The sequence below is a fragment of the Curtobacterium sp. PhB25 genome, from assembly GCF_004365375.1.
Taxonomy (GTDB): Bacteria; Actinomycetota; Actinomycetes; order Actinomycetales; family Microbacteriaceae; genus Curtobacterium.
Genome location: NZ_SODR01000002.1, coordinates 350756 through 375564 on the forward strand (window position 1 = coordinate 350756; position 24809 = coordinate 375564).

The following is a 24809-nucleotide window of genomic DNA, read 5'->3' on the forward strand; positions in this document are numbered from 1 at the left end:
TACGATGTTCATGCAAACGCATCGAAAGTCGGGAACCACCATGACCACCATCGCCGTCGTCTCCGCCGGACTCTCCGAGCCCAGTTCCACCCGCCTGCTCGCCGACCGCCTGGGCGAAGCCGCCGTCGCCGCACTCGTCGCCGAGGGCACGCACGCGCACGTCCTGCACGTCGAGCTCCGGCCGCTCGCGCACGAGATCACCGACGCGATGCTCACCGGCTTCGCGGCGCCCGCGCTGTCCGCCGCCACGGCCGCAGTGGTCGAGGCCGACGCCGTCGTCTTCGTCACGCCGATCTTCACGGCCGGCGTGAGCGGTCTCGCGAAGTCGTTCCTCGACGTCCTCGACAAGGACGCGCTCGCCGACCTGCCCGTCCTGCTCGGCGCCACGGGCGGGACCTCGCGGCACTCGCTCGCCATCGACCACGCCCTGCGTCCGGTCTTCGCGTACCTCCGTGCAGCGGTGGTGCCGACCGGCGTGTTCGCCGCGACCGACGACTGGGGGAGCGACGGCGACGCCGCGGCCCTGGACGGACGCATCCGCCGGGCCGGAGCGGACCTGGCCTGGGCGATCCGGGCCTCCCGGCGGGCCCCGCAGGAAGCCGACGCGCTCCCCACGTCCGTTGATTTCGCGAGCCTGCTCGGTGGCCTCGGTCACTGACCCGGACCGCTGACCCCGTGGCGCGCTCTTAGGCGGACCACAGGGTTCGTGGGGTCGGAGTGCGGCCGGCTGGCGGCTCGCTCATCGGTGGGCTCGGGAACCTCGTCATGACGACGAGGAGGACCGATGGACACCAGAGGCAACGGCAAGCGATCCGCGCGGGTCACGAGTGCGCTCGTGAGCCTGGGCGGACTCGCGGTCGCGACGGTCACGGGTGCCGGGCTGTGGTTCGGGCACGAGCAGGCCAGCACGACGACGACCGACACGTCCACGAGCACGAGCACCACGACGGACTCCGGTTCGGGTACCGGGACGTCGAGCGACGCCACCACCGACTCCGGGTCCTCGTCCTCGTCGTCGTCGAACGACACGTCGACCGACTCGTCGAACGACACGTCGACCGACAGCGGCACGAGCAGCAGCGACGCCGGCGTCTCGCAGGGCACCACCGGTGGGTCGTCCGACACGACGACGACGGGATCATGACCGTGCGCGCCGCCGCCGAGTGGGACCTCTGGACCACCACCGCCCGGGTCGTCCTCGACCACCGCGACCGCCGCCACCTCGCCGCCGCCGAGTCCTGCGTCCGCGAGGTCACGGCCGCCGTGGACGCCGCGTGCAGCCGGTTCCGCGACGACTCCGAGCTCCTGTCCCGCGCCGACGACCTGGTGCGCGGCACCGAGGTCTCGCCGTTGCTGGCGACGCTCGTGCACCAGGCCGTCGACGCCGCACGGCTGTCCGACGGGGACGTCGACCCGACGCTCGGCCGACGGATGGTGTCCCTCGGGTACGACGCCGCGTTCGCCGACGCGCCTCCGGTCCCGTCACCCGACGCCGTGGCCCGATCGCTCGACGACCGCCCGGCGTGGCAGCGGATCCTGCTGTCCGGCACGTTCCTGCGGGTCCCCGAGGGCGTCACGCTCGACCTCGGTGCCACGGCGAAGGCCGCCGCCGCGGACATGGCGGCCGCGAGCATCACCGCGCGGCTCGGCATCGGCGCCCTCGTCTCGCTCGGCGGGGACGTCGCCACGGCCGGCCCGGACCCCTCCGGCGGCTGGCAGGTGCGCGTGCAGGACCTGGCGGACGACCCCGTCGACCACGTCCGCATCGCCTCCGGGTGGTCCGTCGCGACCTCGAGCACGCAGAAGCGCCGCTGGGAGCAGGACGGGACCGCGCGGCACCACATCCTCGATCCGCGGTGGGGTCTGCCCGCCGACCCGGTGTGGCGGTCGGTGACGGTCGTCGCCCCCTCGTGCACCACCGCCAACACGATGACCACCGCCGCCGTCGTCCGGGGGCACGGCGCCGTGGACTGGCTCCGACAGAGCGGCCGTGCGGCCCGGCTCGTCGCGGCCGACGGCTCCGTGCTGCGGATCGGCGGCTGGCCGGAGGACCAGGCTGCCGACGGTGCCGTCACCGTCGACGGGGCGGACGCCGCCTGATGGACACCGCGCTCTGGGTGGTCGGCCGCGGCACGGGCGTCGCCGCCGTCGTGCTCCTGACCCTGACGGTCCTGCTCGGCATCGTGACCCGCGGCGGACGACCGCTCCCCGGCCTGCCGCGGTTCGGCGTGCAGCTCGTGCACCGGGACGTCGCCCTGGCGTCCACCGTGTTCGTGGCCGTGCACGTGGTGACGCTGCTGCTCGACACCGAGGCCGAACTGCGCCTGCTGGACGCCGTCGTGCCGTTCGTCGGCGCGTACCGCTGGTTCTGGCTCGGGCTCGGCACCCTGGCCGTGGACCTGCTCGTGGTGCTCGTCGTCACGGGGATGCTCCGCCGGGTGATCGGTCCGCGGGTGTTCCGCGCCGTGCATTGGACCGCCTACGCCATGTGGCCGATCGCGATGGCGCACGCGATCGGCACCGGGACCGACGGCACGTCCGCCTGGTTCCTGGTGGTCGCCGGGAGCTGCGCCGCCGCCGTCCTCGGCGCCGTGGCCTGGCGCTGCACGGCCGGCGTCACCGCGTTCCGTCCGACCCCGAAGGAGGCCCTCCGATGACGCTGACCCACCCGCTCACCGTGCCACCACCGACCGGCACGCAGCGACTCCTCGCCGCCCCCGGCCCTGGACTCGACGCCCACCACCGCACGCACGGGTCGCTGCCGCACGTGGGACCCGGGATCATCGACGAGATCGGTCTCGCCGGGGTCGACGGCCGCGGCGGAGCCGGGTTCCCGCTCGCCCGCAAGCTCGACGCCGTGGCGGGCCGGACCCGGCGCGGGAGCCGCGGTGCCCCGATCGTCATCGCCAACGGTGCCGAGGGGGAACCCGCCAGTCGCAAGGACGCCGTCCTGCTCGAACGCGCACCGCACCTGGTGCTCGACGGCATCGTCGTCGCGGCGCTCGCGATCGGTGCGACCGAGGCCGTGGTCGCCACGAGCGCGCGGCTCGCCGACCGGGTCCGGCAGGCACTCGCCGAACGCACCGACGGCCGGCGCGGCACCGGCACCGACCCGGTCGCCATCGAGGTCCGGGCACTGCTCCACACCACCTTCGTCGCCGGGCAGGCCACGGCACTCGCCTCGGCCGTCGCCGGAGGACGAGGACTGCCGGAGGACCGCGTCGTGCGGCTCGCCGACCGTGGCCCGAGCGGTCGCGCGACCCTCGTGTCGAACGTCGAGACCCTGGCCCAGGCGGCACTCGTCGCACGGTACGGGGCGGCGTGGGCGCGGAGCGTCGGCAGCGCGAGCGCTCCCGGCACCCGTCTCGTGACGGTCAGCGACGTGACCGACCCTGGCGGGGCCGTGGTGCTGGAGACTGCCGGGGGTGTGCCGCTCGGACAGCTGCTGGGGGCCTCCCGGCTATCGGCGGCCGACCCGCGACGGACGCGAGCCGTCCTGGTCGGCGGGTGGGGCGGCACCTGGCTGCCGGCCGCAGCGCTCGACGCGCGCCTCGACGTCGACGGACTCGCACCGTGGGGTGCGGCGCCCGGGGCGGGTGTGCTGGCCGTGCTCGACGACCGGACCTGCCCGGTCGGGGTCACCGCAGGCCTCGCCGCGGCGCTCGCCGGGGCGTCCGCCGGCCGCTGCGGGCCGTGCGTGAACGGGTTGCCGCGGATCGCCGACGTGGTCGCCGACCTGGCCTCCGGGCGTCGGGCGGGCGACCTGGCCGGCGAGGTCCGGCGGGTCGCTGCCCTGGTCGACGGGCGCGGGGCCTGCCACCACCCGGACGGCGTCGCGCGGATGGTGCGGAGCGCCCTCGACGTGTTCCACGACGACGTCCAGGCGCACCTGCGGGGCGCGTGCCTGGTCGGGGGACGACGGTGAGCGGCGCACCGGGCGGTGCAACCGCAGCCGGTCCCGTCGTGCTGCACGTCGACTGGACCCGCTGCCGGGGACGCGGCCTGTGCACCGAACTGTTCGCCGAGCGGCTGGCGCGCGACGAGTGGGGCTACCCGATCGAACGGGACGGCGGCGGCACCCGCGACGTGCCGGTGCGGCCGGACGAACGCGCCGCCGCTGCGGACGCGGTGGCGATGTGCCCGCTGCAGGCGTTGCGGCTGGTGGGGGAGTGAGCAGGGACGCGGCGAGCAGTGGTGCTCAGTACCAGTGCGGGTTGACGCTCATCTCGTGGCCCCACGCACCGCACGGCGACCCGTAGGCGCTCTTGATGTAGGCGAGTCCCCAGTTGACCTGCGTGTTCGCGTTCGTCCGCCAGTCCGCCCCGGCCGCCGACATCTTGTCAGCGGGCAGGGACTGCGGGATGCCGTAGGCGCCGCTCGAGGCGTTCAGCGCGTTCGCCCGCCAGCCGGACTCCTGCGTCCACAGCGACACCAGGCAGGAGAACTGGTCGTCGCCCCATCCGTACGAGCTCAGGGCGCTCCGCGCGTACGCCTGTGCGGCCGCGGGGTCCACCACGACACCGCCGGTGCTCGGGTAGCTCGTGCCCCCGCCGCCACCGGCGCTGGTGCTCCCGCCGCTACCGGTGTCGGCGCTCGCCGAGGCTGCTGCCGCCGCCTGTGCCGCGGCGGCCGCCGCACGCTTGCGCTGCTGTTCGGCCTTCTGCGCCGCGACCTTCTGCCCGAGCTCGTACCCGGCGGCCTGCTTCGCGGTGGTGTCCCGGAGCGACGCGAGCTGCGCGTACAGCTCGTCGCTGTGCTGCTCGGTCGACTCGACCGCGGCGTTCGCCACGGCCTCGGCGGACTTCGCCGCCGCGGACCGTTCCTCTGCGGCCTGCGCACGCGTCGCGCGTTCGGTCTCGGCGCGTTCGGCCTGTTCGTGCAGTGACGATGCCGTGCCGGCCGCGACGGACGCCTCGTCCATCACGCCGGACCACGTGGACGACAGCTGGTCGAGCGCGCCCAGCTGGTAGAGCAGCTGGTCGGGGTTCCCCGCGGTCGCGATCCGGGTGGTCATCTGGTTCGTGCTGCCGTCGCGGTACAGGTTCGCCGCCAGCTGGCCGGCGCGTGTCTGCGCGCGCTCGGCCGTCTCGGACGCGCGGTGCGCCTGGGCCTGGAGGCTCGTGGCGGCCTGGGTGGCCTCCGCCAGCTCCGCCTCGGCCGCGTCCGCCTTCGACGAGGCCGTCAGCGCGGCCTGCGACTTCACTGCCGCCTCGTCCTGCGCCGACTGCAGCGCGGCCTGCACCGTGGTGACCTCGGCGCGCTTGGCGGTCTCGTTCCCCTTGGCCTGCTGCACGTCCTGCCAGGTCGGGTACTCCGTCGCGGACGCCGGGACAGCGGTGAGGACCGGGGCGACGAGCGCGCCGACGACCACGGCGGCCGCGACGAGCACGCCCCGCGAGGGGGTGAGACGCATGGCAGCAGGTTACCGAGGCTCGCCCGGCCGTCAGCGAGCCGCGCCGCCGATTCCCTGTGGACTGGTAAAGTCCATCGTGTCCGAGGACCGTTTCCCCGGATGTTCGACACAACACTGCGCAGGCCGGGCACGGAGCTGGTCATCGGTGGTGGCTCGCGGGCCGGAACGGTTTCCCGAGTGCTTCTACTGCTGGCCAGACATGCGTCCGGAACGATCGGCGCGCACGCACCATCGAGTGCCGTCGCCACGGCCTGCCGAACACACATCAAGGAGGCACCCTTTTGGAGGGTCCCGAGATCAAGTTCGCCGAAGCCGTCATCGACAACGGCAAGTACGGCAAGCGCACCGTCCGGTTCGAGACCGGTCGGCTCGCACAGCAGGCGCAGGGCGCGGTCGCCGCGTACCTCGACGAGGAAACGATGCTCCTCTCGGCCACCAGCGCCGGCAAGCACCCGCGTGAAGGATTCGACTTCTTCCCGCTGACCGTCGACGTCGAGGAGCGCTCCTACGCCGCCGGCAAGATCCCCGGTTCGTTCTTCCGCCGCGAAGGCCGCCCGTCGACCGAGGCCATCCTGGTCTGCCGACTCATCGACCGGCCGCTGCGCCCGTCGTTCGTCGACGGCCTGCGCAACGAGGTCCAGATCGTCATCACCGTCCTGAGCATCGCTCCGGACGAGTTCTACGACGCGCTGGCCATCAACGCCGCGTCCGCGTCGACGCAGATCTCCGGTCTGCCGTTCTCCGGCCCGATCGCCGGTGTGCGCCTCGCGCTGATCGGCGAACAGTGGGTCGCGTTCCCGAAGGCATCGCAGCTCGCCGACGCCGTCTTCGACCTCACGGTCGCCGGCCGTGTCGTCACCGACGAGGCGGGCAACGAGGACGTCGCCATCATGATGGTCGAGGCCGAGGCCACCGAGCACAGCTGGGAGCTCATCCAGGGCGGCGCCACCAAGCCCGACGAGGCCGTCGTCGCGCAGGGTCTCGAGGCGGCCAAGCCGTTCCTCAAGTCCCTCGTCGACGCCCAGGCGAAGCTCGCCGCGCAGTCCGCCAAGGAGATCCAGGACTACCCGGTCTTCCCGCCGTACGCGCCCGAGGTCTACTCGGCCGTCGAGGCCATCGCGCTCTCCGAGCTCGGTGACGTCTACAAGATCGCCGCCAAGACCGAGCGCCAGGACGCCGACGACGCACTCAAGTCGCGCGTCAAGGAGGCCATCGCGTCGAAGGTGTCGGCGGGCGAACTTCCCGACGTCGCCAACTCGCAGGTCAGCGCCGCGTACAAGTCGGTCACGAAGAAGGTCGTGCGCGGCCGCATCCTGACCGAGCAGGTCCGCATGGACGGCCGAGGCCTCGCCGACATCCGTCCGCTCGACGCCGAGGTCGCCGTGATCCCGCGCGTCCACGGCTCGGCGATCTTCCAGCGCGGCGAGACGCAGATCCTCGGCGTCACCACGCTGAACATGCTCAAGATGGAGCAGCAGATCGACTCGCTGTCGCCCGTCACGAAGAAGCGCTACCTGCACCACTACAACTTCCCGCCCTACTCGACCGGTGAGACCGGCCGTGTGGGTTCGCCGAAGCGTCGCGAGATCGGGCACGGCTTCCTCGCCGAGCGCGCCCTCGTGCCGGTGCTGCCGACGCGTGAAGAGTTCCCGTACGCCATCCGTCAGGTCTCCGAGGCGCTCAGCTCCAACGGCTCGACCTCGATGGGTTCCGTCTGCGCCTCGACCCTCTCGCTGCTCAACGCCGGTGTGCCCCTCAAGGCCCCGGTCGCCGGCATCGCGATGGGTCTGGTGTCCGACACCGTCGACGGTCAGACCCGCTACGCGGCGCTGACCGACATCCTCGGTGCCGAGGACGCCCTCGGCGACATGGACTTCAAGGTCGCCGGTACCTCGGAGTTCGTCACCGCGATCCAGCTCGACACCAAGCTCGACGGCATCCCGTCGACGGTGCTCGACGCGGCGCTGAAGCAGGCCAAGGAGGCCCGCTCGGCCATCCTCGGTGTGCTGAACGAGGCGATCGACGCCCCCGACGAGATGGCGGACACCGCTCCTCGCGTCATCTCGGTGCAGATCCCCGTCGACAAGATCGGCGAGCTGATCGGCCCGAAGGGCAAGACGATCAACGGCATCCAGGACGAGACCGGTGCCGACATCTCGATCGAGGACAACGGCACCGTCTACATCGGTGCCGTCGACGGACCGTCGGCCGAGGCCGCTCGTGCGTCGGTCAACGCGATCGCGAACCCGACCAACCCGGAGATCGGGGACCAGTTCCTCGGCACCGTCGTGAAGATCGCCACGTTCGGCGCCTTCGTGTCGCTGCTCCCGGGCCGTGACGGTCTGCTCCACGTCTCCGAGGTGCGCAAGCTCGCCGGTGGCAAGCGTGTGGAGAACGTCGAGGACGTCCTGGGCGTCGGCCAGAAGGTCCTGGTCGAGGTCACCAAGGTGGACGACCGCGGCAAGCTGTCGCTCGCGCCGGTCGTCGCCGAGGAGTCGGACACCGACTCCAGCGGTGCCCGCGAGGAGTCGACGGACGCCACCGTCTGATCCACCCCTGGCACACGAACGGCCGTCGTCCCTTCCGGGGCGGCGGCCGTTCGTCGTTGCGGGGTCGTCCTACGCGGCGGGGGTCTCCTGCGTGCCGACGAGCTGCGCGCGACCGAGCAGGTGCTCGCGCAGCACGAACCCGACGACCGCGGGGGTGGCGTCGGCCGGCGCCTCGAGCAGCGGCACGTCGAGGGCGCTCAGCGTGAAGAAGTAGCGGTGCACGCCGTGGCCCGCGGGCGGAGCGGCGCCGAGGAACGTGTCGGTGCCGAACTCGTTGCGACGGCGCAGGGCCTCGGCCGGCAGCAGGGCGTCGTCGGTGCCGGCGCCGGCGGGCAGCGAGGTCGCCGAGCCCGGGATGTCCGTCAGGCTCCAGTGCCAGAAGCCCGAACCGGTCGGGGCGTCGGGGTCGTACACGGTGAGCGCGAAGCTCTTCGTGCCCTCGGGAGCGCCGGACCACTCGAGTGCGGGGGAGCGGTCCTCGCCACCCGCGTCGGTGCCGCGCGCCGAAGTCGGCAGGGCGCCGCCGTCGGTGAAGTCGGGGCTGGTCAGGGTGAACGAGGGGACCTCGGGGAGGTTCCAGTTGGGGTCGTTGGCCATGCGCCCAGCCAACACCCACAGCCTCGGCGGCCGCCCGACGCGGCCGCCCGACGCGGCCGCCCGGTGCGGTGACCCTGTCCGAACTCCGCCGAATGACCGGGAACGCTGGAAGCGCCCCCTGTTCGGGGGTATCTTCGCCGCACGATCGACCATCCCGCCGATCGCGGCTCGACCGACCCGTTTCCCTGCAGCGTCGGTGGGGTCCCGTGCTGCCAGCACGACATGAGGACAACGATGTTCGACAAGCGTTTCATCCACCACGCCATCGATCGCAGCGCCGAGAACGCGCTCGACCGACGACGGTTCTTCGCAGCCGCCGGCGTCGCCGGCGCCTCAGCCGGCATCGCCGCGCTCGGCTCGTCGGTGCTCACCACCGACCGCGCCGCCGCCACCCCGGAAGAGGACGGTGCCGTCTCCGACGCCGCCATCCTCAACTTCGCCCTGAACCTCGAGTACCTCGAGGCCGAGTTCTACCTGCGTGCTGTGTTCGGCGCGGGCCTCGCCGACAGCATGATCACCGGCATCGACCCGCAGGGGCCGGTGATCGGTGGCAAGAAGGTGCCGTTCAAGACCGCGGCCATCCGCGGCATCGCCACCGAGATCGCGAACGACGAGCGCGCGCACGTTGCGTTCCTCCGATCCGCCCTCGGCGGTGCGAAGGTCTCACGTCCGAAGATCGACCTCGTGTCGAGCTTCACCGCGGCGGCGCGCGCTGCGGGTGTGGTCGGCCCGACCGGCACCTTCGACCCGTTCGCCAGCGAGGAGAACTTCCTGCTCGGGGCGTACATCTTCGAGGACGTCGGGGTGACCGCCTACAAGGGAGCCGCGCCGCTCATCACCAGCAAGACGTACCTCAGTGCCGCGGCGGGCATCCTCGCCGTCGAGGCCTACCACGCCGGGATCATCCGGTCGAAGCTCTCGGACAAGGGGCTGCAGGTGCCGGCGAACAAGATCTCCGACGCCCGTGACTCGCTCGACGGTCCGACCGACGACGACCAGGGGGTGACGACCCGGTCGGGAGCGGTGAACCTCGTGCCGACGGACTCGAACTCGCTCGCCTACGGCCGCACCGCGGAGCGTGTCCTGAACGTGGTGTTCCTGAACCCGAACCAGATCGACAAGGGCGGGTTCTTCCCGGACGGCGTCAACGGCTCCATCGTCTCGAGCGGCAACCCCGGGAGCGCCACCGGACCGGCCTGATCCGCGCGACGCGACCGGTCGCGGTGAGCGCGACCACAGTGCGGACGGGAGGCACGGTGCCAGCTGGCACCGTGCCTCCCGTCCGCTCGTGGTCGCGAAAGCGACGGATGTCCGTCACGTCGGCGGATCCGTGCCGCGAGGGCGACAGTGTGCCGCGAACAGTTCGCGGCAGACTGTCGCTTTCGCGGCAGGCGGGCGGCAGATGGGCCGCAGCCGAGCGGGGCCCCGACGGCAGCCGGGCGTCAGGCGGCGAGGACGCGGTCGACGACGCGACCGAGCGCTGCCGTCGCCGCGATGGCGTCACCGGAGTAGGCGCCGGCCATCGCACCGTCGCGCGCGAGCATGAGCTCGTCGGCGCCGTCGCCCGGCAGCTGGTGGCCGGACTCCTGCAGCAGGGTGGCGAGTCGGTCGGTGTACCAGTCGCGGTGCGTGGCGACCACCTCGCGTACGGGGTCGCGGGGGTCGTGGTACTCGGCAGCGGCGTTGAGGAACGCGCACCCGCGGAAGTCGGGGTCGTTGACCTCGTCCGCCAGGGCGGCGACCCACGCGCGGACCGCTGCGGCGGAGGAGCCGGCGTCGGTGACGAGCTGTTCCAGACGTTCCTGCACCCGCTCGTGCTGCGTGCGGATGTAGGCGAGGATCAGGTTGTCCTTCGACCCGTAGTGCTTGTAGAACGTCGCCTTCGTGACGCTCGCCTCGGAGATGAGGCGGTCGACGCCGACGCTGTGGATGCCCTCTTCGTAGAAGAGTCGCGTGGCCGTCTCGAGGATGCGGACCTTCGCGCCGCCGGAGCGGGGAGTCGGGGGGACGCTCGACCCGTCCGGCGACGCGAGGTTCGTGCTCGGACCAGGGAGACGCTGGACGGCCGGTTGGGGGGAATCGACCGTCACAGCGTGGCTCCTTGGTTCATCGGCTCCGCGGACGAGTGGGGGGACTCGTGGCCGCGAGGACTGATGTCCCGAGCCGCCGGATCGGAACTTAGGGGGGCTTTCGATCCGGCGTGAACGACTGTACCACAAGGAGGACAGACAGACGAGTCGGTCTGTCCGCAATTTATGTACCCCTCTTCGAGTGACAGTCCGCGGGCCTGTGGAAACTGGGCGGTGGACTCCGGAGCATCAGTAGGCTCGTCTGCGATGAACCAGCCAGTGCCACTGCCGCTCGGGGCCCCGGACACGTCCTTCCTGACGTCCGGAGGGGCCTTCGTCCGACGCACCGTGCTGCCGTCGGGTGTCCGCGTGCTGACCGAAGCCGTGCCCGGTGCCGCTTCGACGAGCATCGGGTTCTGGGTCGGCGTCGGTTCGCGCGACGAACGTGACGGCCAGTTCGGATCGACCCACTTCCTCGAGCACCTGCTGTTCAAGGGCACCGAGACCCGGTCGGCGCTCGACATCGCGATCGCGTTCGACTCGGTCGGCGGCGAGCACAACGCCGCGACCGCCAAGGAGTACACCTGCTACTACGCACGGGTGCGGGACGCCGACGTCCCGATGGCCGTGCAGGTCATCGGTGACATGGTGACCGGCTCGGTGCTCGACCCCGAGGCGTTCGCCGTCGAGCGCGGCGTCATCCTCGAAGAACTCGCGATGGCCGCCGACGACCCGGCCGACGTCGCGGGTGAAGCGTTCTTCGCCGCGGCCTTCGGCGGACACGCACTCGGCCGCCCGATCGGCGGGACCCCGGACAGCATCCGCGCGGTCCAGCGGGACGAGGTCCTGGCCCACTACCGCGAGCACTACGCACCGAACGGCATCGTCGTGACCGCCGCCGGTGCCGTCGACCACGACCGGTTCTGCGACGCGGTCGCCGCCGTGTTCCACGACGCCCCGCACGCCGAGCCGCTTGCGCGCCGGACGCCACAGACCGTCGCCGACCCCATCGAGCCCAAGCTGTCGGTGGTCCACCGTCCGACGGAGCAGGTCAGCATGCTGCGCGGCTCGCAGGGACTCGACCTCCGCGACGACCGCCGGCCGTCCCTCAGCGTCCTGAACGCCGTGCTCGGCGGGGGCATGAGCTCCCGGCTCTTCCAAGAGGTCCGCGAGCGACGCGGCCTCGCCTACGCGGTGTCGTCCTTCGCGCCCGCCTACCTCGACAACGGCGCCTTCGGCGTCTACGCGGGCTGTGCTCCCGACAACGTCCCCGGGGTCATCGAGATCATCGACGCCGAGTTCCGCCGCATGGTGGACGACGGCATCACCGACGACGAGCTCCGCCGTGCCAAGGGCCAGATCGAGGGCGCCCTGACGCTCTCGCTCGAGGACTCCGACGCCCGGATGACCCGCCTCGGCCGGTCCGAGCTCGGCACCGGGGAGTACACCGACCTGTCGACCGCACTGGAGCGTGTCGACCGGGTCACCACCGACGGCGTGCTCGAACTCGCCCGCGACCTCCTGACCCGCCCGACGATCACGTCGGTGGTCGGGGCGGTGCAGCAGGACGAGCTCGCCGCAGCGATCGGGATGGGCAGCTGAGCACGGACATGTCGCACTACCTGTACCTCGTCCGGCACGGCGAACACCAGGACGCCGAGCACGGCCTCCGCGACGGCAAGCTGTCGGAACGCGGCAAGCGCCAGGCCATGCTCGTCGCCGACCGCCTCGGCGGGCTGCCGTTCGACGGCGTGTACCACTCCCCGTTGGAGGCCCCCAGCGAGACCGCCGCGTTCCTGGCGCAGCGACTGCCGTCGATCCAGCCCGAACCGTCGACGCTGCTCTTCGACTGCGTCCCCTCCGGCCCGACCCCGGACATGCCGCACGCCTACCAGGGCTGGTACGGCGGCGTCACGGAAGAGGAGATCATCGCCGGCCAGGCGCAGATGGGCGACGCCGTCTCCGAGTGGTTCACCCCGGCGCGCGAGGACCGGCACGACCTGCTCATCACCCACAACGCCGTGATCGGCTGGTTCGTGCGCGAGGCGTTCCAGGCGCCCGAGTGGCGCTGGATGGGCACGAACGTCGCGCACACCGCGCTCACGATCATCCGGATCCGTTCCGCGAAGCCGGCCGAGGTGGTGGCCCTGAACGACCTGGCCCACCTGCCGGTGGAGCTCCGCACCGGGCTGCCGGTCGACCAGCCCGTCTAGCGGGAGACCGGCTTGCGGTACCAGGCGGTCGCGTTCGGGTTGTCGTTGAACGGCGCGACTCGCTCGTAGCCCCGGCTGCGGTACATCGCGCCCGCGGCGACGAGCGAGTCGTTCGTGTCCAGCACGATGCTCGTCGCCCCCAGCGCGGCGCCTTCCCGTTCGAGTGCGTCCATCAGCGCCGTGGCCACGCCCTTGCCCCGTCCCGCCGGGCTGACGAAGACGTGCTTGACCTCGAACCGGACGTCCGTGGTGGTCGCGTCGGGGTCGTCCGCGATCCGCCGCAGGCCGCCGCAGCCGACCGCGACCCCGCCGTCGTACGCCACCGCGAAGACCCCGTTCGGCGGCGTGAACTCCGCCGCCGGGGTGCGCTTCCGCGAGTACGCGCCCTGCGCACTGGGGAACGTCGCCTCGCGCTCGTCGAGGTACGCGTCGAGCAGGACGTCGACCTCGGGCAGATCGGCCGGCACGGTCCTGACCTCGACTGACATGCGTCGATCCTAGGATGGACCGCATGGTCACTCCCGTCGCCGTCGTCGGCGCCACCGGTCGTCTCGGGGGCCTCGTGGCCTCCGTCGTCGAGGAACTCCCGGAGTTCGAGCTCGTCGCCCGCCTGTCGTCGAAGGACGGTGCCCACGAAGCACCGCCGTCGGTGTTCGGCGGTGCCGCGCTCGTCGTGGACGTGACGGTGCCGGCGCTCAGCCCCGCGATCGTCGAGAACGCGCTGTCGAGCGGGGCGAACGTCCTCGTCGGCACGTCCGGGTGGTCCGCCGACCGTCTCGCGAAGCTCCGCACCGCCCTGCAGGAGCGTCCCGACCAGGGCGTCCTCGTGGTGCCGAACTTCTCGATCGGGTCGGTGCTCGGCACTCACCTGGCCACCATCGCGGCGCCGTGGTTCCCCTCCGTCGAGATCGTCGAGACGCACCACGCCGGCAAGATCGACTCGCCGTCCGGCACCGCGGTGCGCACCGCCGAGCTCATCGCCGAGGCCCGTCGCGACGTCGGCCCGGTCGAGGCTCCGCACGTCGACCAGCGCGCCCGCGGCCAGCAGGTGGCGAGCGTGCCGATCCACTCGCTCCGGCTGCCCGGGGTGAAGGCCGTGCAGGACGTCCTGCTCAGCGGTCCCGGCGAGACCCTGACGATCCGGCACGACACCAACGACGACGTCGCCTACGTCGCCGGGATCCGGGCGGCGTTGTCCGCCCTCGGATCCGCCCGCGGGCTCACCGTGGGCCTCGGCAGCGTCCTCGGCATCGGCTGACCCGGTGGGACGTGCAGCGCGTGCCGGTAGCGCGATCCGGTCGCCGTTCTGGGGAGCAGCGCTGATGACCCTGCTGTTGGCGCTCTACATCGTGCTCGTCGGGCAACGGGCCGTGGCGTTCATCGCCACCGGCATCCCGATCGGGATCGGCATCGGCGTCGCCCTGTTCGTCGTCGCCGCGATCGGGGCGCTGTTGCTCGTGCTCGAGTTCCGCTTCGGCATCCGGATCACCCGGCTCGGCTCCCGGCTCGAGGCCGAGGGCGGTGCACCGGAGGACGTCGTGCCCGTGCGTCCGTCCGGGCGTCCGACGCGCGAGGCCGCTGACGAGCTCTTCCCGCAGTACAAGGCCGCCGTCGAGCAGGACCCGGCGGACTGGCGCGCCTGGTACCGGCTCGGGGTGGTCTACGACGCCGCGGGGGACCGCAAGCGCGCTCGAGCCGCGATGCGCACGGCCCTGTCGCGATCGAGCGCCTGAGACCTGGTCAGAGGACCGCGTCGACGGCGTCCACGGCACGCGTGTACCGGAACGTGTAGCCGGACTCGAGCAGCTTCGTCGGCACCATCCGCTGACTCGACAGCAGCATCTCGTCGGCGGCGTCCTGCAGCGCCAGGCGCAGCGCGAACTCCGGGATCCGGAACAGGTACGGCCGGTGCAGGTCCTCGGCGACGCGCTTCGTGATGCGGTCGGCGACGACGGCTTCCGGCCCGGCGAGGTTGACCGGTCCGCTGACACCGGACGCCGACGGGCTCGTCGCCAGGTGCACGATCGCCCCGACCTCGTCCTCGAGCGCGATCCACGGCCAGTGCTGCCCGCCGGTGCCGAGGCGACCGCCGAGCCCTGCCCGGGTGAGCGGGATGAGGGGTGCGAGCGCGCCGCCGCCCTCGCCGATCACGATGCCCGTGCGCAGGGTCACCACGCGGACGCCGTCCGGGGCAGCGTTCGCCGCGGATTCCCACGCGGTGCAGACCTCGGCGAGGAACCCGGTGCCGGGGGCCGCGTCGTCCTGCAGGACGTCCGCCGGGCGGTCGCCGTACACGCCGGACGCCGATCCGGACAGGAACAGCGCCGGGGGAGTGCTGGCGTGCCGCATGGCCTCGACCAGGGTGTCGGTCGCGTCGACGCGGGAGCGCCGGATCTCCTCGCGGTACTTCGCGGTCCAGGGCAGCTTGCCGATGTTCGCCCCCGCCAGGTTGATCACCACGTCGGCACCGTCGACGATGGCCGGGTCGAGCGGCCGGCGACCCGGAGCCCAGCGGAACTCGGTGGCCGTGTGCGGCTCGCGCCGGACGAGCGTGGTCACGTGGTGGCCCGCCTCGCGCAGCGCGCGGACGAGCGGGGTGCCGATGAAACCGGACGCGCCGGCGATCAGGATCGAGAGGGGCTCTGCCGCCGTGTCTGCCATGCCGGCAACGCTACTCACGCCGACGTAGGCTTCTGTGTGTGAGCGACAGCGAGACCGTGCAGCCCGACCCCACCGTGCCGACCCCGTACGAGGACCTGCTCCGCCGGGTCCTGACCGAGGGCACGCCGAAGGGTGACCGCACCGGCACCGGGACCCGCAGCCTGTTCGGCGCGCAGCTCCGTTACGACCTGTCGAAGGGCTTCCCGCTCGTGTCCACGAAGCGCGTGCACTTCAAGTCGATCGCGTACGAGCTGCTCTGGTTCCTGCGCGGCGACGGCAACGCCACCTGGCTGCAGGAGCACGGTGTCCGGATCTGGAACGAGTGGGCGGACGAGGACGGCGACCTCGGCCCCGTCTACGGCGTGCAGTGGCGCTCGTGGCCGACCCCGTCCGGCGAGCACGTCGACCAGATCGCCCAGGTCATCGACCAGATCCGCACGAACCCGGACAGCCGCCGGCTCATCGTCTCGGCGTGGAACGTCGCCGAGATCCCGGACATGGCGCTCGCCCCGTGCCACGCGTTCTTCCAGTTCTACGTCAACGACGGCAAGCTCTCGTGCCAGCTCTACCAGCGCAGCGCCGACATGTTCCTCGGCGTCCCGTTCAACATCGCGTCCTACGCACTGCTCACCCACATGATCGCCGCGCAGACCGGGCTCGAGGTCGGCGACTTCGTCTGGACCGGCGGCGACTGCCACGTCTACGACAACCACGTCGAGCAGGTCGAGGAGCAGCTGTCCCGCACGGCGTACGCCCTGCCGACGCTCGAGCTCGCGCCGCGCGACTCGATCGACGACTACGAGTACGAGGACTTCACCGTCGTCGGCTACCACCACCACCCGGCGATCAAGGGCGCGGTCGCCGTCTGATGATCGGCATGGTTTGGGCCCGGTCGACCGACGGGGTCATCGGGGCCGACGGCGGCATGCCCTGGCACGTGCCCGAGGACCTCGCGCACTTCAAGCAGGTCACCGGCGACGCCACGGTGCTCATGGGCCGGCGCACCTGGGAGTCCCTGCCGGAACGCTTCCGTCCGCTGCCCGGTCGCCGGAACGTGGTGCTCACCCGCGACGCGTCCTGGACCGCCGACGGCGCCGAGGCCGTGCACGACCTCCGCGCCGCGCTCGACGGTGCCGAGGGCCCCGTCTGGGTCATCGGCGGCGGCCAGGTCTACGCCGCGGCGCTGGACCGTGCCGACCGGGTGTCCGAGACCGTCATCGACGTCGACGTACCCGGCGACACCGTCGCACCGACGCTCGGCGAGTCGGCCGGCTGGACGCTCACCGACGAGGGCCCGTGGCAGGTGTCCCGCACCGGGACCCGTTACCGCTTCCTCGAGTGGCGCCGCAGCGCGTCCTGAGCGTGCGGGCGCCGCGTCGGTGTGCGCCGCGCGCCCCCGTGCGGGCGCCGCGCCCCGAAGAGTCGGGGCGCGAAGACCGCAGCGGGGCGCAGCTGGCGCGGAACCAGGTTCCGGACACCGCCGGGCGCGCGCGACACCGGGCGTGAGCGGCAGGACGGACGTGATCCGGGCCTCCCGTCCGCGCCGCAGGCAGGCGACCGTCCACCCGGACGGCGGCCATCGCGCCCATCCCCGGTACGCTGGTGCCCGTGTCCCCGCGTGAGAATCCCTTCGGTCAGGTCCTCGTCGCCCTCGTGACCCCGTTCACGGCCGACGGTGAGGTCGACTGGCCCGGCGTCGAGCAGCACATCGACGACTGCATCACCGCCGGCGCCGACGGCATCGTCGTCACCGGCACGACCGGCGAGACCAGCACCCTGACCGACCCCGAGAAGCTCCGTCTGGTCGAGGTCGGCAAGTCCGTCGCCGCCGGCCGCGCGAAGATCATCACGGGTGGCGGGTCGAACGAGACCGCGCACGCGATCCACCTGTACAAGCAGAGCGAGAAGGCCGGCGCGGACGGTGTGATGATCGTCACGCCGTACTACAACAAGCCGACCCAGTCGGGTGTGCTCACCCACTTCCGGATGATCGCCGACGCCACCGACCTGCCGGTGATCCTGTACGACATCCCGGGGCGCACCGGCATCCCGATCACGTACGAGACGATCGTGCGGGCGTCGCACCACCCGAACATCCTCGCCGTGAAGGACGCCAAGGGCGACTTCGCCGAGGTGTCCCGCGTGCTCAACAACACCGACCTCATGTACTTCTCCGGCGACGACACCAACGTGCTCCCGCACCTGTCGATCGGCGCGACGGGCCTGATCGGCGTCACCGCGAACATCACGAGCACGCCGTACCGCACCATCATCGACGCCGTGAACCGCGGCGACCTGGCGACCGCCACCGCCGAGCACAAGCGCGTCGAGCCCCTCGTCCGCGCCGTGATGACCCACGTGCCCGGCACCGTCGCGGCGAAGTACATCCTGCACGGGCTCGGCCGCATCGGCAGCCCGCGCGTCCGTCTGCCGCTCGTCGGCCCCGAGGACTCCGAGGCGTACGCCATCGAGACCTCGCTCGAAGCCGTGCGCGACGTGCCCGGCGCCGACTTCTCGAACTTCCGCCCCGACCGCAACGCTGCGGCCGGCGGCGCACTGCCAAAGGTGCCAGGCACCACCCGCTAGCGAACACCGCGGCGCGCTCCTCGCGCGTCGCCTGAATCCGTAGGACCGAATGCCCACACAAGTCTCCACACCACAGCCGCTCGAACCCGGCACCCTCCGCGTCATCCCCATCGGGGGACTCGGCGAGATCGGTCGCAACATGACCGTCTACGAGTACGAGGGCAAGCTGCTCATCGTCGACGCCGGCGTGCTCTTCCCCGAGGAGCACCAGCCCGGGGTCGACCTGATCCTGCCGGACTTCGCGCCGATCCGTGACCGTCTCGACGACGTCCTCGGTGTCGTGCTCACGCACGGCCACGAGGACCACATCGGCGCCGTGCCGTACCTGCTGAAGCTCCGCGACGACATCCCGCTGATCGGCTCCACGCTGACCCTCGCGCTCGTCGAGGCGAAGCTCAAGGAACACCGGATCAAGCCGTACACGCTCGTCGTGGCCGAGGACCAGACCGAGCAGCTCGGCCCGTTCCACCTCGAGTTCGTGGCCGTGAACCACTCCATCCCGGACGCCCTCGCCGTGGCGATCACGACCCCCGCCGGTCGTGTCCTGCACACGGGTGACTTCAAGATGGACCAGCTCCCGCTGGACGACCGCATCACCGACCTCCGTGCGTTCGCCCGTCTGGGCGAGGCCGGCGTCGACCTGTTCCTGCCGGACTCGACCAACGCCGACGTTCCGGGCTTCACCGCGCCCGAGCGCGACATCGGCCCGGTGCTCGAGAACATCATCACGCGCGCCCGCAAGAAGGTCGTCGTGGCGAGCTTCTCGTCGCACGTGCACCGTGTGCAGCAGGTCCTCGACGCAGCCGCGGCCGCGAACCGCAAGGTCGCGTTCATGGGGCGCTCGATGATCCGCAACATGACCATCGCCGCCGACCTCGGCTACCTCCGCGTGCCCGAGAACGTCCTCATCGACACGAAGAAGGCGAAGAACGTCCCCGACGACCAGATCGTCTACATGTCGACTGGGTCGCAGGGCGAGCCGATGGCCGTGCTCGCGCGCATGGCGAACCTCGAGCACCAGATCGAGATCGGCGAGGGCGACACCGTCATCCTCGCCTCGTCGCTGATCCCGGGCAACGAGAACGCCGTGTACCGCGTCATCGACGGGCTGACGAAGCTCGGCGCGAAGGTCGTGCACAAGGGCAACGCCAAGGTGCACGTCTCCGGACACGCCTCGGCCGGCGAACTGCTCTACTGCTACAACATCCTGCGTCCGCGCAACGTCCTGCCCGTGCACGGCGAACACCGCCACCTGTACGCGAACGCCGACCTGGCGATCCAGACGGGTGTGCCGCCGCGCAACGTGATCCTCGGGCAGGACGGCATCGTCGTCGACCTGAAGGACGGCGTCGCGACGGTCGCCGGGCAGCTCGACATCGGCTACGTGTACGTCGACGGCTCGACCGTGGGCGAGATCACCGACGCCGACCTCAAGGACCGCCGCGTGCTGTCCGAAGAGGGCTTCATCTCGGTCTTCGCCGCGGTGGACTTCACCACCGGCCAGTGCGTCATCGGCCCGGAGATCCAGTCGCGCGGCTTCGCCGAGGACGACTCCGTGTTCGACGACGTCCGTCCGCAGATCGCCAAGGCGATCGCCGAGGCGGCCGCCAACGGCACGCGCGACTCGCACGCGTTCGCGCAGGTCGTCCGCCGCACGGTCGGCCGCTGGGTCAACACCAAGCACCGCCGTCGTCCGATGATCGTCCCGGTGGTCATCGAGGCGTAGCGCGTCAGTCGCGTTCGCCGCGTTCATCGCGGTCGACCGGGAGGCCCGTCCAGCGTCCGTCACGGATGCTGCGGCGGGCCTCCCTTGGTTTGTCCTGAGTGGGGATTAGGGTTCTGCCCATGGCCGGAGGCACCAAGTCGACCACGCGCTCGCGCGCGTCCACGTCGTCCCGTGGGAACGGGACGCGCGGTTCGTCGCGCACCCAGGCCACGACGAAGAAGCTGCCGCAGGCGGCACCGACACCGGTGTTCCGCGAGCAGAACCCGCTCGTGACGTTCTGGCTCGCGATGGCGCACGGCGTCGGCGCGATGTTCCGACTGCTCGGCAAGGAGTCCCTCGAGAAGGACCAGCGGCGTGACGGGTTCCCGTTCCTGCTGTTCGTACTGGCCATCGCCGGTGCGGTCGTCGAGTGGCTCAACCCGACGAACGGCGTGTCGGTCGCACTCGACGCGTACACGTTCGGCGGGCTGTTCGGCCGGTTGGCATTCGCCCTGCCGGTGATCATGATCGTCTTCGCCGGATGGCTGTTCCGGCACCCGGCCTCGGTGCACGACAACACCCGGATCGGCATCGGCCTCGGGATCCTGCTCGTCGCGATCGCCTCGCTCTGCCACGTCTTCGGCGGGCGGCCGAGCGCAGCGGACGGCATGCCCGCCCTGGCTGCGGCCGGCGGTGTGCTCGGCTGGGTCGTGATCGGCTGGCTCGTCACGATCGCGACCGCCTGGGTCGCGGTCCCGGTGGCGATCGTGCTGCTCGTGCTCTCCCTCTTCATCATCACCAAGACGCCGCCGAACAAGGTCGGGCGTCGGCTGCACGAGCTGTACGCGTACCTGTTCGGAGCGCCGGCCCCGGCCGCCGAGCCCGAGGTCGAAGCGGCACCCGCCACCCGCACCAAGACGACCAAGCGCGGCAAGAAGGGCGACACCGACTTCCAGCTGTTCGACGACCTCGGCTTCGGCGAGGAGCAGGCCGCTGCCGACGGTGACGCCGGCGGCGACAGCGTGCCGTGGTGGCGGCGGAACAAGTCCGGGCGCGAAGAGGACCCGGCGTACGACAGCCCCGTGCTGCCCCCGGCCTCCGGTGTCGCCCCGACGGCCCCGCCCGCCGCGGCGGCTGCACCCGCTGCCCCGGTGGTCAACCCGAACTCGGGCGCTGCGGCCGGTCTCGTGGACCTGACGCCGGCCGAACCCGCGTCGGTCAACCTCAACGACTCCGTCGAACAGGACCTGCAGGTCGCCGAGCAGGCCCTGCGGGACTTCGGCACCGACGTCCCCGCGCGTCCGGAGCCGACCGCGGCGATCCGCCCCGCGGTGCCCGACGTGGTCGCGGCACCCCTCGTCGAGGACCTCGTCGTCGACGAGCCCGAGGAACTCTCCGCGGCGGCGACCGACGACGACCCGTCGAAGCCGTACCGCCTGCCGGCCGCCACCACCCTGAGCTCCGGCACCCCCTCGGTCGCTCGCAGCCAGGCGAACGACGACATCGTCGCCGCCATCACCGGCGTGCTGACGGAGTTCAAGGTCGACGCGAAGGTCACCGGGTTCTCCCGCGGTCCGACGGTCACCCGCTACGAGATCGAGCTCGGACCGGGCGTCAAGGTCGAGCGCGTCACGGCGCTGTCGAAGAACCTGTCGTACGCGGTGGCCTCCAACGAGGTCCGGATCCTCTCGCCGATCCCGGGCAAGAGCGCCATCGGAGTCGAGATCCCGAACTCCGACCGCGAGATCGTGTCCCTCGGCGACGTGCTGCGCTCGAACGCGGCGCGGAAGTCGAAGCACCCGATGACGATCGGCGTCGGCAAGGACGTCGAGGGCGGCTTCGTCGTCGCGAACCTGGCGAAGATGCCGCACCTGCTCGTCGCCGGTTCGACCGGTTCCGGCAAGTCGGTCTTCATCAACTCGATGATCACGTCGCTGCTCATGCGGGCGAAGCCGTCCGAGGTCCGCATGGTCCTGGTCGACCCGAAGCGCGTCGAGCTCTCGATCTACGCGGGTGTCCCGCACCTCATCACGCCCATCATCACGAACCCGAAGAAGGCGGCCGAAGCGCTGCAGTGGGTCGTGAAGGAGATGGACATGCGCTACGACGACCTGGCGTCGTTCGGGTTCCGCCACGTCGACGACTTCAACAAGGCGATCGAGAACAACGAGATCGTCCTGCCCGCGGGCAGCGAGCGGAAGCTCAAGCCGTACCCGTACCTGCTCGTCGTCGTCGACGAGCTCGCGGACCTCATGCTCGTCGCCCCGCGCGACGTCGAGGAGTCGATCGTCCGCATCACCCAGCTCGCCCGTGCCGCCGGCATCCACCTGGTGCTCGCGACGCAGCGCCCGTCGGTGGACGTCATCACCGGCCTGATCAAGGCGAACGTGCCGTCCCGCATCGCCTTCGCGGTGACGAGCGTCACGGACTCCCGTGTCATCCTCGACCAGCCCGGCGCGGACAAGCTCATCGGCCAGGGCGACGCGCTCTTCCTGCCGATGGGCTCGTCGAAGTCCCTGCGCGTGCAGGGCGCGTGGGTGCAGGAGGGCGAGGTCGCCGAGGTCGTCCAGCACGTCACCCGCCAGGCCCAGCCCGAGTACCGCCAGGACGTCCAGGCCGTGGTCGAGCGCAAGGAGATCGACGCCGACATCGGCGACGACCTCGAACTGCTGCTCGCGGCGGTCGAACAGGTCGTCTCGACGCAGTTCGGCTCGACCTCGATGTTGCAGCGCAAGCTCCGGGTCGGCTTCGCGAAGGCCGGTCGCCTGATGGACCTGATGGAGTCCCGCGACATCGTCGGGCCGTCCGAGGGGTCGAAGGCCCGCGACGTGCTCGTCACCACCGACCAGCTGCCCGCGGTGCTCGCGAAGCTCCGCGGCGAGGAGCCGCCGGCTGCTCCGGCGCCCGTGGCCCCCGTGCCCGGCCCCAGTGACGACGGCGACCGCTACGGCGCCGACCCCGTGGGCGACATGACCCGCGGGTACGATGAAGTGCACGACGAGCCCGATGAGGACGCGTGGGGACTGACGGGCAGGGAGTGAAGGCGATGACCGCCTCGGACAGCACGGACACGACACACGGCGCGAAGTTCCCCTGGCGCGGGCGACTGCTCCGCAAGGGTCCCGGCCCCGCATCGACGGCGAACGTCGCGAACATCATCACCGTGGTGCGCATCCTGATGGCGCCGCTGTTCTTCGTGCTGCTCCTCGCCGATGCCGGTAACGACGGCCCGCTGCGCATCTGGGCGGCGATCGTCTTCGTCGTCGCGATCGTGACCGACAGCGCCGACGGCATCATCGCCCGACGGCAGAACCTGGTCACCGACTTCGGCAAGCTCGTCGACCCGATCGCCGACAAGGTCCTGATCGGCGGCGCGCTCGTCGCCCTGTCGATCCTGGCCGAACTGCCCTGGTACGTGACGGTGCTCATCATGGTGCGCGAGATCGGCATCACGGTGTTCCGCTTCGCGGTGCTGTCGGACCGGGTGATCCCGGCCAGTCGCGGCGGCAAGATCAAGACCGTGCTGCAGGCCGTCGCCCTGACGTCGGCACTCTTCCCGTGGTGGGAGCTCGTCGGGGACTGGGCGCACTGGGTGAACGTGGTGCTGATGAGCGCCGCCTTCCTGGCGACCGTGCTCAGTGGCATCGACTACCTGTACCAGGCGTGGAAGCACAACCGGACCACCGCGTGACGCAGGCCGACGACGCGACCGGCGCCGTGCCTCCCGGCCCTGCCGACACGGTCGACGCGATCGCGCAGCACCTGGTCGCCGACCTGACGCGTCGCGGTGAGACCGTCGCCGTGGCGGAGTCGCTCACCGGCGGGTTGGTGGTGTCGACGCTCGTCGGTGTTCCGGGGGCGAGCGCCGTGGTGCGCGGGGGAGTCGTGGCCTACGCGACGCCCGTCAAGCACACCGTGCTCGGGGTGTCGTCGGCGTTGCTGGCGGCCAACGGGGCCGTCGATCCCGAGGTCGCGCGGCAGATGGCGGCCGGTGTCCGCATCGCGCTGTCCGTCGACGGTGAGCCGGCGACGTGGGGGATCAGCACGACCGGTGTCGCCGGGCCGGACCCGCAGGACGGCAAGCCGGTCGGCACCGTCTACGTCGGCATCGCGTCGGCGGACGGCGCCACTGCCTGGAAACTCCACCTCGACGGGGACCGCGGTGCAATCCGCACGGCGTCCGTCTCCGAACTCCTGACACGGATGTCGTCCGTGGTCCGAGGCCGGGAATAGGTCCCGTTTCCACTGGGTTACATCTCACGCAATCTCCAGCAGGACGGCAGCCAGCCTGGTTAGCATGCTTCAACCGGCAACGCTAAAGTTGCTGAACCCGAACTCGATCCTCCGGATCGGGCGGGCGCGGAGACGACAGAGAGGAGGAGTTCTCATGGTTCTCGTTCGTCAGGAAATCGGCGATGTGCTTCGGGACTTCCGCTTGCAGAAGGGCCGGACCCTCCGTCAGGTCGCGTCCAAGGCCAGTGTGGCTCTCGGGTACCTCAGTGAGGTCGAGCGTGGTCAGAAAGAGGCCAGCTCGGAGATCCTCGCGTCCGTCGCGGACGCGCTGGACACCCCCATCTCCACGATCATGCGCGAGGTGGGCGACCGCCTCGCGATCGTCGAGGGACTCACTCCCGTCCCCGACACGCTCCCGGACGACCTCGTCGCCGAGTTCGACAACGACCTCGCGGTGCGCTGAGCGCCTCGCACTGAACGCCCCCGCCGGAACCTCCCGGCGGGGGCGTTCTGCGTTCGGGGCGCTGTGTGTTCGGGGACGCTTTAGGCTTGTCGGATGCGGGTGAGTGAGTTCTGGCGTGCCGTCGACCAGGTGTTCGGCGAGGCCTACGGGTCCGTGGTCAGCCGTGACGTCGTGCTCGAGGACCTCGGTGGCCGCTCGGCCGTGGACGCCCTCGCCGCCGGCATCGACGCCCGTCGGGTGTGGGATGCCCTCTGTGACTCGCAGGACGTCCCGCTCGACCGGCGGCACGGCAAGGGGTTGGCCGAGCCGCAGAACTGAGG

Annotated in this window: 26 protein-coding genes; 21 read left to right on the top strand and 5 right to left on the bottom strand. The window is 71.4% G+C overall.

The genetic code is table 11. The features are described 5' to 3' along the window. The first annotated feature begins 40 nt into the window (after window positions 1-40). From EDF51_RS06200 to EDF51_RS06225, 6 genes are all read left to right on the top strand, one after another. Window positions 41-658: a CE1759 family FMN reductase gene (locus EDF51_RS06200; RefSeq protein WP_134194194.1), complete on the top strand. Its 618-nt coding sequence runs from the start codon at window positions 41-43 to the stop codon at window positions 656-658. Window positions 659-784: 126 nt separating this feature from the next. Then, window positions 785-1144, top strand: coding sequence for a hypothetical protein (locus EDF51_RS06205; RefSeq protein WP_134194196.1), 360 nt, complete (start codon window positions 785-787; stop codon window positions 1142-1144). Continuing rightward, window positions 1141-2100 carry an FAD:protein FMN transferase gene (locus tag EDF51_RS06210; RefSeq protein WP_132099690.1) on the top strand — a complete coding sequence of 320 codons (960 nt, stop codon included), beginning with the start codon at window positions 1141-1143 and terminating at the stop codon, window positions 2098-2100. Before EDF51_RS06205 ends, EDF51_RS06210 begins: the two co-directional genes overlap by 4 nt. After that, complete coding sequence (locus EDF51_RS06215) at window positions 2100-2657, top strand: ferric reductase-like transmembrane domain-containing protein (protein ID WP_131845476.1); 558 nt, start codon at window positions 2100-2102, stop codon at window positions 2655-2657. The genes EDF51_RS06210 and EDF51_RS06215 overlap by 1 nt, the downstream gene beginning before the upstream one ends. After that, complete coding sequence (locus tag EDF51_RS06220; protein WP_134194198.1) at window positions 2654-3925, top strand: NADH-ubiquinone oxidoreductase-F iron-sulfur binding region domain-containing protein; 1272 nt, start codon at window positions 2654-2656, stop codon at window positions 3923-3925. The genes EDF51_RS06215 and EDF51_RS06220 overlap by 4 nt, the downstream gene beginning before the upstream one ends. Before the next feature lie 38 nt (window positions 3926-3963). Continuing rightward, entirely contained in the window at window positions 3964-4173 is a 210-nt protein-coding gene (locus tag EDF51_RS06225) for a ferredoxin (protein WP_133939012.1), read from the top strand. A gap of 25 nt (window positions 4174-4198) precedes the next feature. Here the strand turns inward: EDF51_RS06225 and EDF51_RS06230 are convergent, their stop codons facing one another. Beyond that, window positions 4199-5413 carry a lytic transglycosylase domain-containing protein gene (locus EDF51_RS06230; RefSeq protein WP_133939010.1) on the bottom strand — a complete coding sequence of 405 codons (1215 nt, stop codon included), beginning with the start codon at window positions 5411-5413 and terminating at the stop codon, window positions 4199-4201. Between the two features lie 281 nt (window positions 5414-5694). Between EDF51_RS06230 and EDF51_RS06235 the strand changes: the two genes are divergently transcribed. Further along, the gene (locus tag EDF51_RS06235; RefSeq protein ID WP_123938813.1) at window positions 5695-7962 is read left to right on the top strand and encodes a polyribonucleotide nucleotidyltransferase; all 2268 of its coding nucleotides are present in this window, start codon (window positions 5695-5697) and stop codon (window positions 7960-7962) included. 69 nt (window positions 7963-8031) lie between these two features. On the opposite strand, the gene EDF51_RS06240 is transcribed toward EDF51_RS06235, so the two are convergent. Beyond that, on the bottom strand, window positions 8032-8559 hold the full coding sequence (locus EDF51_RS06240) for a YbhB/YbcL family Raf kinase inhibitor-like protein (RefSeq protein ID WP_134194200.1): 528 nt from the start codon (window positions 8557-8559) through the stop codon (window positions 8032-8034). Between the two features lie 234 nt (window positions 8560-8793). Here EDF51_RS06240 and EDF51_RS06245 point away from each other — a divergent pair, with 234 nt between their 5' ends. Continuing rightward, window positions 8794-9759 carry a ferritin-like domain-containing protein gene (locus tag EDF51_RS06245; RefSeq protein ID WP_132099694.1) on the top strand — a complete coding sequence of 322 codons (966 nt, stop codon included), beginning with the start codon at window positions 8794-8796 and terminating at the stop codon, window positions 9757-9759. A gap of 242 nt (window positions 9760-10001) precedes the next feature. Here EDF51_RS06245 and EDF51_RS06250 read toward each other — a convergent pair whose 3' ends face one another. Beyond that, window positions 10002-10649, bottom strand: a complete 648-nt coding sequence (locus EDF51_RS06250; RefSeq protein WP_134194202.1) for a TetR/AcrR family transcriptional regulator — start codon at window positions 10647-10649, stop codon at window positions 10002-10004. Window positions 10650-10895: 246 nt separating this feature from the next. Here EDF51_RS06250 and EDF51_RS06255 point away from each other — a divergent pair, with 246 nt between their 5' ends. Next, a complete protein-coding gene (locus EDF51_RS06255) occupies window positions 10896-12230 on the top strand; it encodes a pitrilysin family protein (RefSeq protein ID WP_123293916.1) in 1335 nt (444 codons plus the stop codon). An 8-nt stretch (window positions 12231-12238) separates the two neighbouring features. Continuing rightward, window positions 12239-12841: a histidine phosphatase family protein gene (locus EDF51_RS06260; protein ID WP_111084585.1), complete on the top strand. Its 603-nt coding sequence runs from the start codon at window positions 12239-12241 to the stop codon at window positions 12839-12841. On the opposite strand, the gene EDF51_RS06265 is transcribed toward EDF51_RS06260, so the two are convergent. Continuing rightward, window positions 12838-13329: a GNAT family N-acetyltransferase gene (locus EDF51_RS06265; protein WP_134194204.1), complete on the bottom strand. Its 492-nt coding sequence runs from the start codon at window positions 13327-13329 to the stop codon at window positions 12838-12840. The genes EDF51_RS06260 and EDF51_RS06265 overlap by 4 nt on opposite strands. Window positions 13330-13352: 23 nt before the next feature. On the opposite strand from EDF51_RS06265, the gene EDF51_RS06270 reads away from it, so the two are divergent. Both EDF51_RS06270 and EDF51_RS06275 read left to right on the top strand, forming a co-directional pair. Further along, the gene (locus tag EDF51_RS06270) at window positions 13353-14099 is read left to right on the top strand and encodes a dihydrodipicolinate reductase C-terminal domain-containing protein (RefSeq protein ID WP_228505012.1); all 747 of its coding nucleotides are present in this window, start codon (window positions 13353-13355) and stop codon (window positions 14097-14099) included. Window positions 14100-14163: 64 nt separating this feature from the next. Further along, entirely contained in the window at window positions 14164-14574 is a 411-nt protein-coding gene (locus tag EDF51_RS06275) for a tetratricopeptide repeat protein (RefSeq protein WP_123938809.1), read from the top strand. Window positions 14575-14581: 7 nt separating this feature from the next. Here the strand turns inward: EDF51_RS06275 and EDF51_RS06280 are convergent, their stop codons facing one another. Continuing rightward, the gene (locus EDF51_RS06280; RefSeq protein ID WP_134194206.1) at window positions 14582-15502 is read right to left on the bottom strand and encodes a TIGR01777 family oxidoreductase; all 921 of its coding nucleotides are present in this window, start codon (window positions 15500-15502) and stop codon (window positions 14582-14584) included. Window positions 15503-15540: 38 nt separating this feature from the next. Here EDF51_RS06280 and EDF51_RS06285 point away from each other — a divergent pair, with 38 nt between their 5' ends. The 9 genes from EDF51_RS06285 to EDF51_RS06325 all read left to right on the top strand — a co-directional run bounded on the left by EDF51_RS06285 (window position 15541) and on the right by EDF51_RS06325 (window position 24807). Beyond that, entirely contained in the window at window positions 15541-16371 is an 831-nt protein-coding gene (locus tag EDF51_RS06285; RefSeq protein WP_134194208.1) for a thymidylate synthase, read from the top strand. Then, window positions 16371-16862 carry a dihydrofolate reductase gene (locus EDF51_RS06290; protein ID WP_134194210.1) on the top strand — a complete coding sequence of 164 codons (492 nt, stop codon included), beginning with the start codon at window positions 16371-16373 and terminating at the stop codon, window positions 16860-16862. The genes EDF51_RS06285 and EDF51_RS06290 overlap by 1 nt, the downstream gene beginning before the upstream one ends. A gap of 248 nt (window positions 16863-17110) precedes the next feature. Then, entirely contained in the window at window positions 17111-18088 is a 978-nt protein-coding gene (dapA, locus tag EDF51_RS06295; protein WP_111084638.1) for a 4-hydroxy-tetrahydrodipicolinate synthase, read from the top strand. Between the two features lie 49 nt (window positions 18089-18137). Beyond that, the gene (locus EDF51_RS06300) at window positions 18138-19814 is read left to right on the top strand and encodes a ribonuclease J (protein ID WP_131878632.1); all 1677 of its coding nucleotides are present in this window, start codon (window positions 18138-18140) and stop codon (window positions 19812-19814) included. A gap of 119 nt (window positions 19815-19933) precedes the next feature. Then, entirely contained in the window at window positions 19934-22834 is a 2901-nt protein-coding gene (locus EDF51_RS06305; protein WP_134194212.1) for a DNA translocase FtsK, read from the top strand. Continuing rightward, window positions 22831-23484 carry a CDP-diacylglycerol--glycerol-3-phosphate 3-phosphatidyltransferase gene (gene pgsA, locus EDF51_RS06310; protein WP_134194302.1) on the top strand — a complete coding sequence of 218 codons (654 nt, stop codon included), beginning with the start codon at window positions 22831-22833 and terminating at the stop codon, window positions 23482-23484. The genes EDF51_RS06305 and pgsA overlap by 4 nt, the downstream gene beginning before the upstream one ends. A 59-nt stretch (window positions 23485-23543) precedes the next feature. Next, a complete protein-coding gene (locus EDF51_RS06315) occupies window positions 23544-24026 on the top strand; it encodes a CinA family protein (protein WP_134194304.1) in 483 nt (160 codons plus the stop codon). 154 nt (window positions 24027-24180) lie between these two features. Continuing rightward, window positions 24181-24489, top strand: coding sequence for a helix-turn-helix transcriptional regulator (locus tag EDF51_RS06320; RefSeq protein ID WP_027464765.1), 309 nt, complete (start codon window positions 24181-24183; stop codon window positions 24487-24489). A gap of 93 nt (window positions 24490-24582) precedes the next feature. Next, on the top strand, window positions 24583-24807 hold the full coding sequence (locus EDF51_RS06325) for a DUF3046 domain-containing protein (RefSeq protein ID WP_111084594.1): 225 nt from the start codon (window positions 24583-24585) through the stop codon (window positions 24805-24807). The last annotated feature ends 2 nt before the right edge of the window (window positions 24808-24809 follow it).